At 67.6% G+C, this 17,650-nt stretch carries 14 protein-coding genes; 8 read left to right on the forward strand and 6 right to left on the reverse strand.

Annotation, left to right across the window (positions count from 1 at the left end; genetic code table 11):
- Position 1 precedes the first annotated feature (1 nt).
- Both hemDX and hemC read right to left on the reverse strand, forming a co-directional pair.
- Entirely contained in the window at positions 2-2,116 is a 2,115-nt protein-coding gene (gene hemDX, locus AC3WQZ_RS26980) for a fused uroporphyrinogen-III synthase HemD/membrane protein HemX (RefSeq protein WP_492301595.1), read from the reverse strand.
- 9 nt (positions 2,117-2,125) lie between these two features.
- Complete coding sequence (gene hemC, locus AC3WQZ_RS26985; RefSeq protein ID WP_058696729.1) at positions 2,126-3,139, reverse strand: hydroxymethylbilane synthase; 1,014 nt, start codon at positions 3,137-3,139, stop codon at positions 2,126-2,128.
- Positions 3,140-3,213: 74 nt separating this feature from the next.
- Here hemC and ppc point away from each other — a divergent pair, with 74 nt between their 5' ends.
- Positions 3,214-6,252, forward strand: coding sequence for a phosphoenolpyruvate carboxylase (gene ppc / locus AC3WQZ_RS26990; protein ID WP_492292722.1), 3,039 nt, complete (start codon positions 3,214-3,216; stop codon positions 6,250-6,252).
- A gap of 102 nt (positions 6,253-6,354) precedes the next feature.
- Here the strand turns inward: ppc and AC3WQZ_RS26995 are convergent, their stop codons facing one another.
- Entirely contained in the window at positions 6,355-6,981 is a 627-nt protein-coding gene (locus AC3WQZ_RS26995) for a ferritin-like domain-containing protein (RefSeq protein ID WP_010813834.1), read from the reverse strand.
- Positions 6,982-7,141: 160 nt separating this feature from the next.
- Between AC3WQZ_RS26995 and AC3WQZ_RS27000 the strand changes: the two genes are divergently transcribed.
- The 7 genes from AC3WQZ_RS27000 (at position 7,142) to AC3WQZ_RS27030 (ending at position 13,652) form a co-directional block, all read left to right on the forward strand.
- Positions 7,142-7,738, forward strand: a complete 597-nt coding sequence (locus tag AC3WQZ_RS27000) for a sigma-70 family RNA polymerase sigma factor (RefSeq protein WP_010813835.1) — start codon at positions 7,142-7,144, stop codon at positions 7,736-7,738.
- Positions 7,735-8,487, forward strand: coding sequence for an anti-sigma factor (locus tag AC3WQZ_RS27005; protein ID WP_010813836.1), 753 nt, complete (start codon positions 7,735-7,737; stop codon positions 8,485-8,487). The genes AC3WQZ_RS27000 and AC3WQZ_RS27005 overlap by 4 nt, the downstream gene beginning before the upstream one ends.
- 143 nt (positions 8,488-8,630) lie before the next feature.
- Positions 8,631-10,049: an argininosuccinate lyase gene (gene argH / locus AC3WQZ_RS27010; RefSeq protein WP_010813837.1), complete on the forward strand. Its 1,419-nt coding sequence runs from the start codon at positions 8,631-8,633 to the stop codon at positions 10,047-10,049.
- Between the two features lie 289 nt (positions 10,050-10,338).
- Positions 10,339-10,941 carry a TRAP transporter small permease subunit gene (locus tag AC3WQZ_RS27015; RefSeq protein WP_011615914.1) on the forward strand — a complete coding sequence of 201 codons (603 nt, stop codon included), beginning with the start codon at positions 10,339-10,341 and terminating at the stop codon, positions 10,939-10,941.
- A gap of 12 nt (positions 10,942-10,953) precedes the next feature.
- Positions 10,954-12,669 carry a TRAP transporter large permease gene (locus tag AC3WQZ_RS27020; protein WP_010813839.1) on the forward strand — a complete coding sequence of 572 codons (1,716 nt, stop codon included), beginning with the start codon at positions 10,954-10,956 and terminating at the stop codon, positions 12,667-12,669.
- Between the two features lie 343 nt (positions 12,670-13,012).
- Positions 13,013-13,249, forward strand: a complete 237-nt coding sequence (locus AC3WQZ_RS27025; protein WP_010813840.1) for a FitA-like ribbon-helix-helix domain-containing protein — start codon at positions 13,013-13,015, stop codon at positions 13,247-13,249.
- Entirely contained in the window at positions 13,236-13,652 is a 417-nt protein-coding gene (locus tag AC3WQZ_RS27030; protein WP_037023550.1) for a type II toxin-antitoxin system VapC family toxin, read from the forward strand. Before AC3WQZ_RS27025 ends, AC3WQZ_RS27030 begins: the two co-directional genes overlap by 14 nt.
- A 68-nt stretch (positions 13,653-13,720) precedes the next feature.
- Here AC3WQZ_RS27030 and AC3WQZ_RS27035 read toward each other — a convergent pair whose 3' ends face one another.
- From AC3WQZ_RS27035 to AC3WQZ_RS27045, 3 genes are all read right to left on the reverse strand, one after another.
- Positions 13,721-15,994: an arginine/lysine/ornithine decarboxylase gene (locus tag AC3WQZ_RS27035; protein WP_010813842.1), complete on the reverse strand. Its 2,274-nt coding sequence runs from the start codon at positions 15,992-15,994 to the stop codon at positions 13,721-13,723.
- A 150-nt stretch (positions 15,995-16,144) separates the two neighbouring features.
- Positions 16,145-16,711 carry a dCTP deaminase gene (dcd, locus tag AC3WQZ_RS27040; RefSeq protein ID WP_010813843.1) on the reverse strand — a complete coding sequence of 189 codons (567 nt, stop codon included), beginning with the start codon at positions 16,709-16,711 and terminating at the stop codon, positions 16,145-16,147.
- Between the two features lie 96 nt (positions 16,712-16,807).
- Positions 16,808-17,638, reverse strand: coding sequence for a formate dehydrogenase accessory sulfurtransferase FdhD (locus AC3WQZ_RS27045; RefSeq protein WP_010813844.1), 831 nt, complete (start codon positions 17,636-17,638; stop codon positions 16,808-16,810).
- Positions 17,639-17,650: the final 12 nt, after the last annotated feature.

Consider the following 17,650-nt stretch of genomic DNA (forward strand, 5'->3'; position numbering starts at 1 on the left):
CTTACTCCTTCTTCAGGGCATGCAGCGCGCCCAGGCTTTCGGACATGGTGGGCAGCTGCACCGTGACCGCGCCGGCCTGCGCCTGCCGCAGCAGCGTCAGCACCCCCTGCACCCGGCGCGACTTGGTATCGAAATAGCGGCTGATCATCGCCTGCGCGGCGGCCAGGTCGTTGCGGAACACGGGTTCGTTGCGCGACAGCAATGCCAGGCGCGCGTTGAGCAGGCGCAGCTTGACGTTCTCGCGCAGGAACCAGCCCTGGTCGCCAGACAGCAGCAGCGCCTCGGCGTCGTCGACCTTGCGGATGCGGACCACCTGCGCCAGTTCTTCGCGCAGGTAATCCCACAGGCGCGTGAACCAGCCCGGGCCCGCGCCGTTGGCGGCGGCCGGCGCGCTGGCACCGTTGGCCGCGGCACCCTTGCGGGCGTCGGCCTCGCTGCGCTCCAGCATGCGTTCGCTGGACAGCAGCGGCAGTGAGTCGACCTGGTTGATGGCCTCGTCCAGTTTAATTGCAGCGCCGGTCAGGTCGGTGTCGGGCACCGCCTTCATGCGCGCGACGTCGCGCGCGATCGCGCGGCGCAGCAGGTTGTATTGCGGCTTGTCGGCGCGCGCCAGGCGCGCGTCGGCGCTTTGCAGCGCGGCCAGCGCCACCTGCACGTTGCCGGTCAGCTGCAGTTGCTGGCCGGCACTGGTCAGCAACTGCTGGATCTCGGCGATTTCCCAGTCGTCGCGGTTGCGCATCAGGTCCTGGTAGACCTGTTCCAGCGCCACCTGCTTGTCTCGGGTCTCTCCGACCTGGTTCTCCAGTGCGCCGACCTTGGCCTGCAGTTCCTTGACCGTGTCCTGCGCGTTGCGGGTCAGCACGCGCGACTCCTGCACCAGCGCATCGTTGCTTTGCTGGCGGCGCGCCAGCTCGCCGGTCAGGTGGTCAACGCGCTGCTGCAGCCACCAGAAGCCGCCAGCCGTCGCCACCACCAGCACGGCGACGAGCGCCCACAACGCAGCGGACCGCCGTGAGGCTGCACTGGGAGCAGCGGGGGTAGCGGGGCCCGGCGCGGACGCTGCTTGCGCCGATGCTGCGGAGGCCGCCGTGGGCGGCGGCGTAGCGGAGGAGGACGTGGTTTCTTGCGTCACGCGTTCGACCTTCGTTGACGTTGCGGGAACTGCTGCGTCCGGCACGGGGGCCAGCGGCGCTTCGGCTGTGGCGCTGGGCGGGCCGGCTTCGATTGACGCGCTGGCCATGCTTGCCGGCGCGGGACCGGCATGGGCATCGGCCCACTGCAGGCACGCCGCCAGCAGGCCGGCATCGCCCGGGGCGGCGCGCAGGATATGGGGGAAGCCCAGCGCCAGCGCCTGTTCGGCGATTCTCGCATGCGGCGCGATGCACTGCACCTGCCGCAGGGCAGCGTCTTCCTCAGGCGACAGATGCTGGCGTGCCAGCGCGTCAAGGTTGCGCACCGCTTCAGAACTGGTTAGGAGCCACGCATGCGGCGCCGCGCCGGGACGCAGGTTGTCGCGCACGGCCTGCCACTGCATGGCGCTGGGTTCGGGCAGCGTGCGCTGGTAGGCCTCGACGGCCTCGACCTGGGCGCCGGCCTCGCGCAGGCGGTCGCCCAGCCAGTCGCGCCCGCCGTTGCCGCGGATGATCAGGACCGGCTTGCCCGCCAGCGCGGCGGGATCGAGCCGGGCCCACAGGGCCTCGGAGTCGAAGCGCAGCGCTTCGGCCTCCGGTGCGGCGTCATCGGGGCCCTGCCCGTTTGCGGCAGCGCCCGCGGGCGCGATCACCCGGCACGCGGGCGGCGCGATGCCGCGCTCGGCCAGGGCCGCGACGCTGGCCGGCCCGACCACCGCCACCGGCACCTGCACCGGCCATTGGGCCACGCCCTGCACGCCGGCCAGTGCGTCGAGCGCGTAGGCAATGGCATTGGGACTGACAAAGACCACCAGCGCAAAGGTGTTCAGCCGCGCCAGCGCCGCGCGCAGCGGCGCGTCGTCAACGGCCGGGCCGATGCCCAGCAAGGGAAAGCTGAGTACGTCCAGGCCCGCGGCCTGCAGCGCCTCGGTCAGTTGCCGGGACTGCCCGGCGGGTCGTGTGACAACGACGGTCGGGCTGGGCATGGGGCAGCCTCAGGCAGGAGCTTGGGAGCCGGCGGGATCGCCAGAATCGGCCAGTGCCGCGAGGATGGCTTCGGCACCCTGCGCCAGCAGGTCGCGCGCGCAGGCCTGGCCAAGCGCTTCGGCAGCAGCCAGGTCAACTGCCGGTCCGGACGCGGCAGCGCGGATGGCGCGCGTGCCATCGGGCAAGGCGACAAAGGCGTCCAGCTTCAGCTGATCGCCTTCCCAGCGCGCATGGGCGGCCAGCGGCACCTGGCACGAGCCGCCCAGCATGCGCGACACGGCGCGCTCGGCGCTCACGGCCAGCGCCGTCGGCTGGTGGTTCAGGGGCGCCAGCCATTGCGCAAGTTCAGGCCGGTTGGCCAGGATCTCGATGCCGAGGGCGCCCTGGCCTGCGGCCGGCAGCGACACCTCGATCGGGATCAGCGCGCGGATGCGCTCGCCCAGGCCCAGGCGCTTGAGGCCGGCGGCGGCCAGGATGATGGCGCCGTATTCGCCGCGATCCAGCTTGCCCAGCCGCGTGTCCAGATTGCCGCGCAGCGGCTTGATCACCAACTGCGGATAGCGGCTGCGCAGCGCGGCCTCACGGCGCAGGCTGGAGGTGCCGACCACGGTGCCGGCCGGCATCTCGTCCAGCGAGGCGTAGGCGGAAGACACCAGCGCGTCGCGCGGATCCTCGCGTTCCATCACCGCGGTCAGGGCGAAGCCTTCGGGCAACTCCATCGGCACATCCTTGAGCGAATGCACCGCCAGGTCCGCCCGGCCTTCGTCCATCGCGAACTCCAGTTCTTTGACAAACAGACCCTTGCCGCCGACTTTGGACAGCGTACGGTCTAGAATCTGGTCTCCGCGCGTGGTCATGCCAAGAATGGACACGTCGCACGCGGGATAGTATTGTTGCAATGCAGCACGCACATGTTCTGCCTGCCACAGGGCCAGACGGCTCTCTCGGGAGGCAATGACGAGCTTTTGCGGAAGATTGCGAGACACGACAGCGGTAGAGGAAGACAGGGTGGCAGACGACATGCGTCAATGGTAGCACGCGACCCAATAGTCCCTCCGCACCAATAGATAAGCTAGAAGCAGAACGAGGAGATTGCATGACGCAGCATGCTGCGCGCCCCAACGGCCGGCGGACCGCCCCGGCTGCGAAAGACCAAAGCCCTGCCCTCGGCGCCGCCCAGGGTGACGCAAACGGCGCATCCGCCGCCGAACCGAAACGCCCCGCCAGCCGCAGCGGGACCAAACGTTCCCCCAAGCCCAAGCTTTCCATCGTGTCGAGCAACGGAACCACCATCGCCCCCACCGCCCGCCGCACCGCCGACAAGGACGTGCCGCTGCGCGAGGACATCCGCTTCCTGGGCCGCCTGCTGGGCGAATGCCTGCGTGAACAGGAAGGCGACGCCGCCTTCGAGGTGGTCGAGACCATCCGCCAGACCGCGGTGCGCTTCCGCCGCGAGAACGACCGCGCCGCCGGCGCGGAGCTGGACCGCCTGCTCAAGCGCCTGTCGCGCGACCAGACCAACCAGGTCGTGCGCGCGTTCAGCTATTTCTCGCACCTGGCCAATATCGCCGAGGACCAGCACCACAACCGCCGCCGCCGCGTGCACGCGCTGGCCGGCTCGCCGCCGCAGGCGGGCAGCCTGGCCCACGCGCTGGAGGCGATCGACGCCGCCGGCGTGACCGGCAAGCAGCTGCGCAAGTTCCTGGACGAGGCCCTGATCGTGCCGGTGCTGACCGCGCACCCGACCGAAGTCCAGCGCAAGAGTATTCTCGACGCCGAGCGCGAGATCGCCCGCCTGCTGGCCGAGCGCGACCTGCCGATGACCGCGCGCGAGCGCGACCACAACACCGCGCAGCTGCGCGCCAAGGTCACCACGCTGTGGCAGACCCGCATGCTGCGCGATTCGCGCCTGACGGTGGCCGACGAGATCGAAAACGCCCTGTCCTACTACCGCACCTGTTTCCTGCGCGGCATCCCGCAGTTGATGAGCGAGCTGGAAGAAGACATCGCCGCGGTGTTCCCGACCACGCGCAAGCGCAAGGGCACTCCGGGCGCGCAGCCGGCGCCGCTGGCGCCGTTCCTGCAGATGGGCTCCTGGATCGGCGGCGACCGCGACGGCAACCCCAACGTCACCGCCGAGACGCTGGAGCATGCCGCCAGCCAGCAGGGGCAGATGATCATCGACTGGTACCTGGATGAAGTCCATGCGCTGGGCGCGGAGCTGTCGATGTCGACGCTGATGGTCGACGCCAGCCCGGAACTGCTGGCGCTGGCCGAGCGCTCGCCCGACCACTCCGAGCATCGCGCCGACGAACCCTACCGCCGCGCGCTGATCGGCATCTACGCGCGCCTGGCCGCAACCAGCAAGACGCTGACCGGCCATGCCGTGCCGCGCCGCCCGGTGGCGCCGGCCGAGCCCTATGACAGCGCCGAGGCCTTTGCCGCCGACGTGCAGGTGGTGGTCGACTCGCTGCGCGCCAACCATGGCCAGGCGCTGGCCAATGGCCGTATCGAAGCGCTGGCGCGCGCCATCGGCGTGTTCGGTTTCCACCTGGCATCGGTCGACATGCGCCAGGTCTCGGACGTGCACGAGGCGGTCATCGCCGAGCTGTTCGCCGCCGCCGGCATCGCCCCCGACTACGCCGCCCTGCCCGAGGCGCGCAAGCTGGAACTGCTGCTGGCCGAACTGCGCCAGCCGCGCCTGCTGACGCTGCCGTGGCACGAGTATTCCGAGCAGACCCGCAAGGAACTGGCGATCTTCGCCGCCGCGCGCGAGCTGCGCGCGCGCTATGGCAAGCGCATTGCGCGCAACTACATCATCTCGCACACCGAGACGCTGTCGGACCTGGTCGAAGTGATGCTGCTGCAGAAGGAATCCGGCATGCTGCAGGGCACGCTGGGCAGCAAGACCGACCCGGCGCGCATGGAGCTGATGGTGATCCCGCTGTTCGAGACCATCGAGGACTTGCGCAACGCCGCCGGCATCATGCAGTCGCTGCTGGACCTGCCGGGCTTCGACTCGGTGATCGCGCACCATGGCGTCGAGCAGGAAGTGATGCTTGGCTACTCGGACTCGAACAAGGACGGCGGCTTCCTGACTTCCACCTGGGAGCTGTACAAGGCCGAGCTGGAGCTGGTGCAGCTGTTCGAGCAGCGCCAGGTCAAGCTGCGCCTGTTCCACGGCCGCGGCGGCACCGTCGGCCGCGGCGGCGGCCCGACCTACCAGGCCATCCTGTCGCAGCCGCCGGGCACGGTGAACGGCCAGATCCGTCTGACCGAGCAGGGCGAGATCATCAACAGCAAGTTCGCCAACGCCGAGATCGGCCGGCGCAACCTGGAAACGGTGGTCGCCGCCACGCTGGAAGCCTCGCTGTTGCCGCAGCAGAACGCACCCAAGGACCTCGACATGTTCGAGGCCGTGATGCAGCAGCTGTCGGACCGAGCCTTCACCGCCTACCGCGACCTGGTCTACGAGACCCCGGGCTTCAAGGACTACTTCTTCGCCACCACGCCGATCACCGAGATCGCCGACCTGAACCTGGGTTCGCGCCCGGCCTCGCGCAAGCTGATGGACAAGAAGAACCGCCGCATCGAAGACCTGCGCGCAATCCCGTGGGGCTTCTCGTGGGGCCAGTGCCGGCTGCTGCTGCCGGGCTGGTACGGCTTCGGCAGCGCGGTCAAGTCGCTGCTGGACACCGCGCCGGACGACAAGGCGCGCAAGCTGGCCGTGACCACGCTGCGCCGCATGGTCAAGACCTGGCCGTTCTTCTCGACGCTGCTGTCCAACATGGACATGGTGCTGGCCAAGACCGACCTGGCCGTGGCCTCGCGCTACGCCCAGCTGTGCGATGACGCGGCCCTGCGCCGCACCGTGTTCAACCGCATCAGCAAGGAATGGCACCTGACCTGCGAGATGCTGACGCTGGTCACCGGCCACCAGGAACGGCTGGCGGACAACCCGCTGCTGGCGCGCTCGATCAAGAACCGCTTTGCCTACCTCGACCCGCTCAACCACTTGCAGGTTGAGTTGCTGAAACGCTACCGCTCGGGCAAGGATGGCGACGACATCCGGGTGCGGCGCGGCATCCACCTGACCATCAACGGGGTCGCGGCGGGCCTGCGCAATACGGGCTGATTGGCGTCAGAGTGCTGCCGGTTTGCGCCCCTCTCCCGCGTGCGGGAGAGGGGCGCGTCCACATCGGGCGGCAGCTCTTTCAAATGGCGCCAGTCTGACCCCTCACCCCACAAACGCCCCCGGCACCGGATCCTCACCCAGCGCGTGCAGCAGCACCGCCCAGTGCATCGCCTCGTCCCCGAGGATGCTGCCGGCGGCGCGGGTCAGTTCGCGGTTGTGGAAGTTCGGCAGCACGCCCAGGTAGGCGGCGGTGGCGCCCTTCTCCAGCCCCGCGGCAAAGCGCAGCACATCGGCCTGGGTCTTCAGCTTGTCAGTCGGGAAGGTGTATTCCGACGCCTTCTTCGCCACCACCGGGGTGCCGCCCAGCTTTGACACCGTCCCGGCCAGCACCTGCGCGTGCGCCTTGTGGTGGTCCTGGAACTTGACCGCGGTGGCAAGCACCGGCTTTTGCAGCAGGCCGCTTTCCGCGCCCACCTGGTAGGCCGCGATCGCCTGGTATTCCAGTCCCAGCGCGGTGTTCAGGATATTGATGTCGTCCCTGGTGCTGCCCGACTGGGTCTGCGCCCAGGCCGGCATGGACTCGCCAAGGCTGATGACGGCGAGCGAGCCCAGCGCGAACAGCCCCGGCGCCTTGAGCAGCCCGCGGCGGCGCGCATCGGGCGCGGTCACAATGCGGTCAAGGGAATCGGTCGGATCTGTCGTGACCGCAGTGGTGCGCATGCGTTCCATGATGTTCTCCAGTGTGGGATCAACGGCGCCGCGGCCCGCAGCCCGGGGCCGCCATCGTGCGCCTGCCACCTGATACGCACGCCGGGGCCAATCGGATGCAAGGTCGTGCCTATAATCCGGCAACACCCTTTCGCGAGACGCCCCGGTGCCCCCCTCTCCGGTGTCACCTTCCGCCGAAACCTACGCCGCGCCGCCCGGCGCCGAGCGGCTTGCGGCCCTGCTCCAGGCCGTGGCCATCGGCGAGCGGCAGGCGCTGCGCGGCCTCTATGACCTCACCGCGACGAAACTGTTTGGCCTTGCGCTGCGTATCACTGGCAGGCGCGATTGGGCGGAGGATGTCGTGCAGGAAAGCTTTGTCAGCATCTGGCACCACGCCGGCGACTACCGGCCGCACCTGGCCGCGCCGATGACCTGGATGACCGCGATCGTGCGCAACCGCGCGCTGGACTGCCTGCGCCGGGCAAGCGCGGCACGCGTCGGGCAGACGGTCGAGCTTGACGAAGACCTGGGCGAATGGCTGGCCGACGACACCGCCGGGCCCGCGGAGCTGGCCGATGCCAGCCAGCAGGCACGCGCGCTCAACCGCTGCCTGCAGCGCCTGGAGCAGCCGCAGCGCCAGGCCATCATGCTGGCCTACCTGCAGGACCTGAGCCACGCCGAGCTGGCCGCCCGCCTGCGCGCGCCGCTGGGGACGGTCAAGTCCTGGATCCGGCGCGGCCTGGAGCGGCTGCGCAGCTGCATGGAGGGCGCGGCATGAAGCTGGCCAGCCATCCCGACCTGCTCGACCGCATCGCCGCGCAGTACGCGCTGGGGGTGCTGCGCGGCGGCGCACGCCGACGCCTGGAACAACTCGCGCGCGAAGAGCCCGCGGTGCGCGCCGCGATCCACCGCTGGCAGGCGCGGCTGGCGGGCGTGGCCGAGTTGCAGGCGGCCGCCGAGCCGGTCGACAAGGTCTGGTGCGGGATCGAGGATCGCCTCGGCTGGAAAATGGCCGATCCGGCCAGCCAGCCAGACCGCCCTGCACCTGACACCCGCCCCGCGGACGGCTGGTGGCAGCGCCTGTGGTCGGCCCCGGTGTTCTGGCGTGGCGCCGCGGCGGCAATGGCCATGGTGGCGGTGCTTGCCGTCGGCATCGGCATCCAGCTGGCCCGGCAGGATCAGGCGGCGCCGGCCGAGGTCCTCGCCGTGCTGAACGACGACCGTGCCCAGCCTGCGATGCTGGTGTCGTGGGACGCCGGCGCACGCAGCCTGATCGTGCGCCGCCTGGATCACCTGGCGCTGAGCGACCAGCAGGTACTGCAGTTGTGGGCGCTGCCTGCGGGCGGCAAGCCGCAGTCGCTCGGCGTGATCGGGCGGGCACCCGAAGCCCGGCTGGCGCTGGCGCAACTGCCCGCGGCGGTGCCCGCGCTGGCGGTCAGCATCGAGCCGCCGGGCGGCTCGCCCAACGCCGATGGGCCAAGCGGCCCGGTGGTGTTCAAGGGGCCTGTGATCCACAGCCGGCTCTGATGATCGGCGCTGCCGGGCCGGCCGGCGCCACCCAGTGCCGCCAGCGGGCCGGCGGGCGATATAATCGCCGTTTCCCAATTTCTCGCGCCCGCCGCCGTCCGCACGCCGGCGCCTGCCCGCGCGAGCCACTGCAGCCGACGTCCATGTCCACCTCCCAACTTGCCAAGAAAGGCGAAGCCTGGTCCGCCCGCTTCTCCGAACCGATGTCCGACCTGGTGAAACGCTACACCGCCTCGGTGTTCTTCGACAAGCGCCTGGCCCTGTTCGACATCCAGGGCTCGCTGGCCCACGCGGCCATGCTGGCAAAGCAGGGCATCATCGCCGAGGCCGACCGCGCCGAGATCGAGCGCGGCATGGCGCAGATCAAGGCCGAGATCGAGGCCGGCGGCTTCGAATGGAAGCTAGACCTGGAAGACGTCCACCTGAATATCGAGGCGCGCCTGACCGCGCTGGTGGGCGATGCCGGCAAGCGCCTGCATACCGGCCGCTCGCGCAATGACCAGGTCGCCACCGACATCCGCCTGTGGCTGCGCAGCGAGATCGACAACATCATGGTGCTGCTGGGCGCGCTGCGCGCCGCGCTGCTGGACCTGGCCGAACAGAACGCCGACACCATCCTGCCCGGCTTCACCCACCTGCAGGTGGCGCAGCCGGTGACCTTCGGCCACCACCTGCTGGCCTACAACGAGATGTTCACGCGCGATGCCGAGCGCATGGCCGACTGCCGCAAGCGCGTCAACCGCCTGCCGCTGGGCGCGGCCGCGCTGGCCGGCACCAGCTACCCGATCGACCGCGAGTTCGTGGCGCAGCAGCTTGGGTTCGACGGCGTGTGCCGCAACTCGCTGGATGCCGTGTCGGACCGCGACTTCGCCATCGAATTCTGCGCCGCCGCCGCGCTGGTGATGACGCACGTGTCGCGCTTCTCAGAAGAGCTGGTGCTGTGGATGAGCCCGCGCGTGGGCTTTATCGACATCGCCGACCGTTTCTGCACCGGCAGCTCGATCATGCCGCAGAAGAAGAACCCCGACGTGCCCGAACTGGCGCGCGGCAAGACCGGCCGCGTCAACGGCCACCTGATCGGCCTGCTGACGCTGATGAAGGGCCAGCCGCTGGCGTACAACAAGGACAACCAGGAAGACAAGGAGCCGCTGTTCGATACGGTCGATACCGTCGTGGACACGCTGCGCATCTTTGCCGACATGGTGCCGGGCATCACCGTCAAGCCCGAAGCGATGCGCGCCGCCGCGCTGCAGGGCTACGCCACCGCCACCGACCTGGCCGACTACCTGGTCAAGAAGGGCCTGCCCTTCCGCGACGCCCACGAGGCCGTGGCCCACGCGGTGCGCGCCTGCGACAGCCGCCAGTGCGACCTGGCCGACCTGAGCGTGGCCGAGCTGCGCGAAGTCTCGGGCCTGGGCGACAAGGCCGCGCTGATCGGCGACGACGTGCACGCGGTGCTGACGCTGGAAGGCTCGGTCGCCGCGCGCGACCATATCGGCGGCACGGCGCCGGCGCAGGTGCGCGCCGCCATCGCCGAGGCACGCAAGACGCTGAACGGCTGACCCCCGCTTCAGGGGTAACCCGCCGGCCATGAACGGGAGCAACAAGCTCCCGTTCTGATTTTCTGTGTGCAAACGCACGTATTAGCTATGGTTTATGGCAAGTAGCGGTCATTCTCCGCCGGTAAACATTCGGCCTTGAAATATCCGAATCCCATCGAAAACCGCACCTAATTGGTGCGGAAATCGGTGCAAATGTGATGCACTGGGGATTCACCCTAAAGATACGGAGCGGCTGACACCGTAGACTAACGCGCCACCCCTGTATCCCCAAAATCCCTAGGACGATCACATGTCTTTCCTTATGAGGATCTCGCGGCTTATCGACGCCGTGACTGATTTCATCGGGCAGTGGGCGAAATGGCTGATCCTGCTGGCCGTACTGGTCTGCGCGGGCAACGCCATCATTCGCTACACCTTCAGCATCAGCTCCAATGCCTGGCTCGAACTGCAGTGGTATATGTTCGCCGGTGTGTTCCTGCTCGGTGCGCCCTACACGCTGCGCCGCGACGAGCATGTCCGCATCGACGTCATTGCCGGCCGCCTGTCCGAGCGCGCCCAGGCGTGGATCGACGTCTTTGGCATCATTTTCTTCCTGATGCCGATCACGCTGATCATTCTGTGGTTGTCGATCCCCTACTTCTGGCTGTCCTATGTCGGCCATGAAATGTCGGGCAATGCCGGCGGCCTGATCCGCTGGCCGGCCAAGTTCCTGATCGTGGCTGGCTTCTTCCTGCTGATCCTGCAAGGCCTGTCCGAACTGATCAAGCGCTTCGCCTACCTGAAGGGCCTGCTGCCGGCCTCCGCATTCCGCAAGCATTCGATCGACCCCGCAGCGGAAATCGCCGCGACGATAGCGGACGCCAATCGCCCCGGCCCGTCGGCAAAACAATAACAGGCGCCTACGATGACGCAATTCCTGATCCAAAACATGGCGCCGATCATGTTCGGCACGCTGGTCATATTCCTGCTGTCGGGTTTTCCGATCGCCTTCGCGCTGGCCGCCAACGGTCTGCTGTTCGCCTTCGTCGGCATCGAGCTGGGCTTGCTCCAGCCCGCGCTGCTGCAGGCACTGCCCAGCCGCTTGTTCGGCATCATCGAGAACGACACGCTGCTGGCGATCCCGTTCTTCACCTTCATGGGCCTGATCCTGGAACGCTCAGGCATGGCCGAGGACCTGCTCGACACCATCGGCCAGCTGTTCGGCCCGATCCGCGGCGGCCTGGCCTATGCCGTGATCTTCGTCGGCGCGCTGCTGGCAGCGACCACCGGCGTGGTGGCGGCCTCGGTGATCTCGATGGGGCTGATCTCGCTGCCGCTGATGCTGAAGTATAAGTACGACAAGCGGCTGGCGTCGGGTGTGATCGCCGCGTCGGGCACGCTGGCGCAGATCATTCCGCCGTCGCTGGTGCTGATCGTGCTGGCCGACCAGCTCGGCCGCTCGGTCGGCGACATGTACAAGGGCGCGTTCGTGCCGGGCCTGGTGCTGACCGGCCTGTACATGGGCTACGTGCTGCTGATCACGCTGATCAAGCCGGCCGCGGCGCCGGCGCTGCCGCTCGAGGCGCGCACCTTCCGCGAACCCAGCGGCAAGAGCGGCGCCACCTCGGTGCTGGTGCTGACCGCGCTGTCGATCGTGGTGGGCGTGGCGGTGGACAAGATGTACAAGCCCGAGGCACCGCTGGATGAGCGGCTGGTGATCTCGGTCGGCGCGGCCATCCTGTTCGCCTTCGTGCTGGCGGTGATCAACAAGGCGCTGAAGCTGAACCTGCTGTCGCGCATGGCCGAGAAGGTCACCTTCGTGCTGATCCCGCCGCTGGCGCTGATCTTCCTGGTGCTCGGCACGATCTTCGTCGGCGTGGCCACGCCGACCGAAGGCGGCGGCATGGGTGCGCTCGGCGCGCTGGTGCTGGCGCTGATGAAGCGCCGCCTTGACCTGGGGCTGACCCGGCAGGCGATGGAAGGGACGCTCAAGCTGTCGGCCTTCGTGATCTTCATCCTGATCGGCGCGCGCGTGTTCTCGCTGACGTTCTACGGCGTGGACGGCCATATCTGGGTGGAGCACCTGCTGACCGCGCTGCCCGGCGGCCAGGCCGGCTTCCTGATCGCGGTGAACGTGCTGTTCTTCCTGCTGGCGTTCTTCCTGGACTTCTTCGAGCTGGCCTTTATCCTGGTGCCGCTGGTCGGCCCGGTGGCGGACAAGCTCGGCATCGACCTGATCTGGTTCGGCGTGCTGCTGGCCGTGAACATGCAGACCTCGTTCATGCACCCGCCGTTCGGCTTCTCGCTGTTCTATCTGCGCTCAGTCGCGCCGCGCGAGGTGAAGACCTCGGATATCTACTGGGGCTCGGTGCCGTTCGTGGTCATCCAGCTGGTGATGGTGGCGCTGATCATCGTCTTCCCCGGCCTGGTCAGCACCGGCACGCAAAAGGCACAGGATCGCAGCATCACGCGCGACCTGAGCCTCGACCTGGGAGGCACCAGCCCCAAGCCGGCGCCGAGCCTGTCGGTACCGGCACCGGGGTCGCAGCCCGCCGCTGGCGGATCGCTGGAGCTGCCGACACAGCCGCCCGCGGAAAGCGAATCGGCCGCGCCGCAGTTTGAGTTCGAAAAGAAGCGCTGAACCAGCTCCCCGGGGACGCGCAAGCCTGGCAAGCCCCGCGGCAACGCGGGGCTTTTTCATTGGCGCGGGTCCACCCCGGCGCCGTCCGGCGGTGGTGGCGCGGTGGCGCTTTGGTGTCGCCGCAAGGCATGGCGCGCGATTGCGAATCGGCTCATCGACCGGCGCTCCGGCGGGGCCCAGACTGGCTCCTGTGTTCAGCAGACTGACCCCCAGGAGAGCCACCATGCCCACCACACCCTTGTACCGGCCGGACACGGCAACGATGCACAGCCTGCCGTCGATACGTGACCGCCGTATTGATAACAATGCTATCCTTGCTCCATCCGATGGTGAGGAGCTCAAGATGGCAACACTACTCGTTCGTGGCATCGATGAATCCCTGGTCCAGCGCCTGCGCGAGCGGGCCGTCGCCAACGGCCGCAGCGCCGAGGCCGAGCACCGCGCCATCCTGGCGCAGGCGCTGGGCGGCACGCGCCGGCGCAGCCTGGCCGAGGTGCTGGCCAGCATCCCGGACGTCGGGCAAGACGCCGACTTCGAGCGGATCCAGAATCCAGGCGAGGCGCCGCGTGTATTTGATTGATACCAACGTCATCAGCGAAACGCGCAAGCGCGAGCGCGCCAACCCCGGCGTGCGCGCGTTCTTCCGGCAGGCGGCGCGGGAAGGTGCCGCGCTCTACCTGTCGGCGCTGACCGTGGGCGAGCTCCAGCGTGGCGTAGCGCTGATCCGCCATCGCGGCGATACGGCGCAGGCCGAGGTGCTGGAGCAATGGCTGGCGACCGTGCTGGAGGATTTTGGCCGGCTGGTGTTGCCGGTCGATGCCGACGTCGCCCAGGTCTGGGGCCAGCTGCGCGCGCCGCGGCCTGAGCACGCGCTGGACAAGTTCATTGCCGCCACCGCGCTGATCCACGACCTGACCATTGTCACGCGCAATGTTGAGGATTTCCGCGGCACGGGCGCGATGCTGCTGAATCCGTTCACCTAGCCCCACCCCAAAAGAAAGGACCCCGCATAGCGGGGCCCTGTTCACGTCAGCGGAACGCGGACTGGCGCTCAGCCGCCCTGCTTCACGCAGTCGACAAAGTACGCCGTCTTGCCGTCGACCTCGTCCTCGACCAGGCCGTGGATGTCGGTCTCGAAGCCAGGGAACAGCTTGTTGAACTCGCGCGCGAACTTCAGGTACTGCACGATGGTGCGGTTGAAGCGCTCGCCCGGAATCAGCAGCGGAATGCCCGGCGGGTACGGCGTCAGCAGGATGGCGGTGACGCGGCCCTCCAGGTCGTCGACCGGCACGCGCTCGATCTCGCGGTGCGCCATCATGGCCCAGGCGTCCGACGGCTTCATCGCCGGCTCCATGTCCGACAGGTACATCTCCGTCGTCACACGGGCCACGTCGTTGGCCTTGTACACGCTGTGGATCGCATCGCACAGGTCACGCAGGCCCATGCGCTCGTATTGCGGGTGCTTGGCGACGAATTCCGGCAGCACGCGCCACAGCGGCTGGTTCTGGTCGTAGTCGTCCTTGAACTGCTGCAGCTCGGTCACCAGCGAGTTCCAGCGGCCCTTGGTGATGCCGATAGTGAACATGATGAAGAACGAATACAGCCCGGTCTTCTCGATGATGATGCCGTGCTCGGCCAGGTACTTGGTGACGATGGCCGCCGGGATGCCGCGTTCGCTGAACTCGCCGTCCACGTCCAGGCCCGGGGTGATGATGGTGGCCTTGATCGGGTCGAGCAGGTTGAAGCCGTCGGCGAGGTCGCCGAAGCCGTGCCAGCGCTCATTGGCCTTGAGCATCCACTCTTCGCGGTCGCCGATGCCGTCTTCGATCAGTGCGTCCGGGCCCCACACCTTGAACCACCAGTCGCCGTTGTTGCCGTCGTCGTAGTCGCCCTCGACCTTGCGCATGGCGCGGCGGAAATCCATCGCCTCCTGGATGCTTTCTTCCACCAGCGCGGTGCCGCCCGGCGCTTCCATCATCGCCGCGGCCACGTCGCACGAGGCGATGATCGAGTACTGCGGGCTGGTCGAGGTGTGCATCAGGTACGCCTCGTTGAAGCGGTAGCGGTCCAGCTTGCGCGTCTCGGAATCCTGCACCAGGATCTGCGAGGCCTGCGACAGGCCGGCCAGCAGCTTGTGCGTCGACTGGGTGGCGAACACCAGCGCGTCCTTGCTGCGCGGGCGGTCCTTGCCGATCGCGTGCATATTGCGATAGAAGTCGTGGAAGGCCGCATGCGGCAGCCAGGCTTCATCGAAGTGCAGCGTATCGATCTCGGCGGCCAGCATTTCCTTGATCTGCTCGGCGTTGTACAGCACGCCGTCGTACGTACCCTGGGTGATGGTCAGGATGCGCGGCTTCTGGTTCTTGGCCTTGCTGGCGAACGGGTGGTTGGCGATCTTCTTCCTGATCGTCTCCGGATCGAACTCGCTCTTCGGGATCGGGCCGATGATGCCGTAGTGGTTGCGCGTGGGCATCAGGAAGACCGGGATCGCGCCCGTCATCATGATCGCGTGCAGGATCGACTTGTGGCAGTTGCGGTCCACCACCACGATGTCGCCCGGCGCCACGTTGGCATGCCACACCATCTTGTTCGAGGTGGAGGTGCCGTTGGTGACGAAATACATGTGGTCGGAGTTGAAGATGCGCGCGGCATTGCGCTCCGACGCGGCCACCGGGCCGGTGTGGTCCAGCAGCTGGCCCAGTTCATCGACCGCGTTGCAGACGTCGGCGCGCAGCATGTTCTCGCCGAAGAACTGGTGGAACACCTGGCCCACCGGGCTCTTCAGGAAAGCCACGCCGCCCGAGTGCCCCGGGCAGTGCCACGAGTACGAGCTGTCCTGCGCGTAGTCGATCAGCGCCTTGAAGAACGGCGGCGCCAGCGTGTCGAGGTAGACCTTGGCTTCGCGGATGATGTGGCGTGCCACGAATTCCGGCGTGTCCTCGAACATGTGGATGAAGCCGTGCAGCTCGCGCAGAATATCGTTGGGGATGTGGCGCGAGGTGCGGGTCTCGCCGTACAGGAAGATCGGCAGGTCCGAGTTGCGGCGGCGCACTTCGGTGACGAAGGCGCGCAGCTTTTCGATGGCGGCGGCCTCGAGCTGGTCATCGCCGTCGCGCGTGAACTCGTCGTCGTCGATCGAGACGATAAAGGTCGATGCCCGGCTGGACTGCTGCGCAAACGACGTCAGGTCGCCGTAGCTGGTCAGGCCCATGACCTCCATGCCCTCTTTCTCGATCGCCTCGGCCAGCGCGCGGATGCCCGAGCCGGAGATGTTCTCGGAGCGAAAGTCTTCGTCAATGATGATGACGGGGAAACGGAATTTCATCGGGCATCCTTGATGGAAAGCAGGACATAAAGGACTTGAGCCACATGGCCGGCAGGAGGTTCCCCGCTGCGGCGACATGTGGCTCTGACGTCAGGTGTGGCGGCCATTCTCGGGGCCAGCCTTCCGGCAAACGCCGGCATTGTAATGCGCTCAGGTCTTCGGCAGTGTGACACCGTGCTGGCCCTGGTACTTGCCGCCGCGGTCGCGGTACGAGGTCTCGCAGACTTCGTCGCTCTCGAAGAACAGCACCTGGGCGCAACCCTCGCCGGCGTAGATCTTGGCGGGCAGCGGCGTGGTGTTGGAGAACTCCAGCGTCACATAGCCTTCCCACTCCGGCTCGAACGGCGTCACATTGACGATGATGCCGCAGCGGGCGTAGGTGCTCTTGCCCAGGCAGATGGTCAGCACGCTGCGCGGGATCCGGAAGTATTCCATCGTGCGCGCCAGCGCGAACGAATTGGGCGGGATGATGCAGACATCGCCCTTGAAATCCACGAACGACTTCTCGTCGAAATTCTTCGGATCGACGATGGTGCTGTTGATATTGGTGAAGATCTTGAATTCGTCGGCGCAGCGGATGTCGTAGCCGTAGCTCGAGGTGCCGTACGAAACGATCTTGCGCCCGTCCTGCTCCCGGACCTGGCCTGGCGCGAACGGCTCGATCATGCCGTGCTGCTCCGCCATGCGGCGGATCCACTTGTCGGATTTGATGCTCATAAGGTTGGGAGGGTAAACACACTGGCTCGGAGTGCGCCGCATTGTACAACCAATCGCGCCCATCCCTTTATGCAAACGCAAACAACCAAGTGCCGCTTACGCCACCGCGTCTTCAGGCAGCCGGTGGCGGAAGCGCTCGCGCCCGGTGTAGAGCAGGAAGTGCTTGCCGGTGCAGCGCGCAAACAGCGTCAGGTTGACGCGCCGGGCCATCTGGTAGCCCATCTGCGTCACGCCCGAGCGCGACAGCAGGAACGGGATGCCCATCTGCGCGCCCTTGATCACCATCTCGGAAGTCAGGCGCCCGGTGGTGTAGAAGATCTTGTCGCTGCCCGTCATGCCTTCCAGCCACATGCGCCCGGCGATGGCGTCCACGGCGTTGTGGCGGCCCACGTCCTCGATGAACATCAGCAGCTCGGTGCCCTGGAACAGCGCGCAGCCGTGCACCGAGCCAGCCTGCTTGTAGACCGACTGCTGCAGCCGGATGGTGTCGATGATGCCGTACAGGGTGTCCTGGTCCAGCGTGGCGCCAACCGGCAGGCGGATGTTGTCGACCTCATCGAGCAGCGAGCCGAACACGGTGCCTTGCCCGCAGCCGGTGGTCACCACGCGGCGCGCGGTGCGTTCCTCGATGCGGTCCACGCCATTGCGCGTGGTCACGGCGGCGGACTCGGTTTCCCAGTCGACCTGCACCGCGGCGATGTCTTCGATCGATTCCACCAGCCGCTGGTTGCGCAGGTAGCCGAGCACCAGGTGCTCGGGCGCGCCGCCCAGGGTCATCAGCGTGACCAGCTCGCGCTTGTCGAGGTAGACCGTCAGCGGACGCTCGCCCGGCAGGTAGGCCGCGCGCACGCGGCCCTGCTCGTCGACGACTTCAACCTCTTCGATCAGGGGAACGGCTGCCTGGGTAAGCTCGGGACGCAGGGTCATGACGAGGGGCTC

It is taken from the genome of Cupriavidus sp. FW305-26, assembly GCF_058787975.1.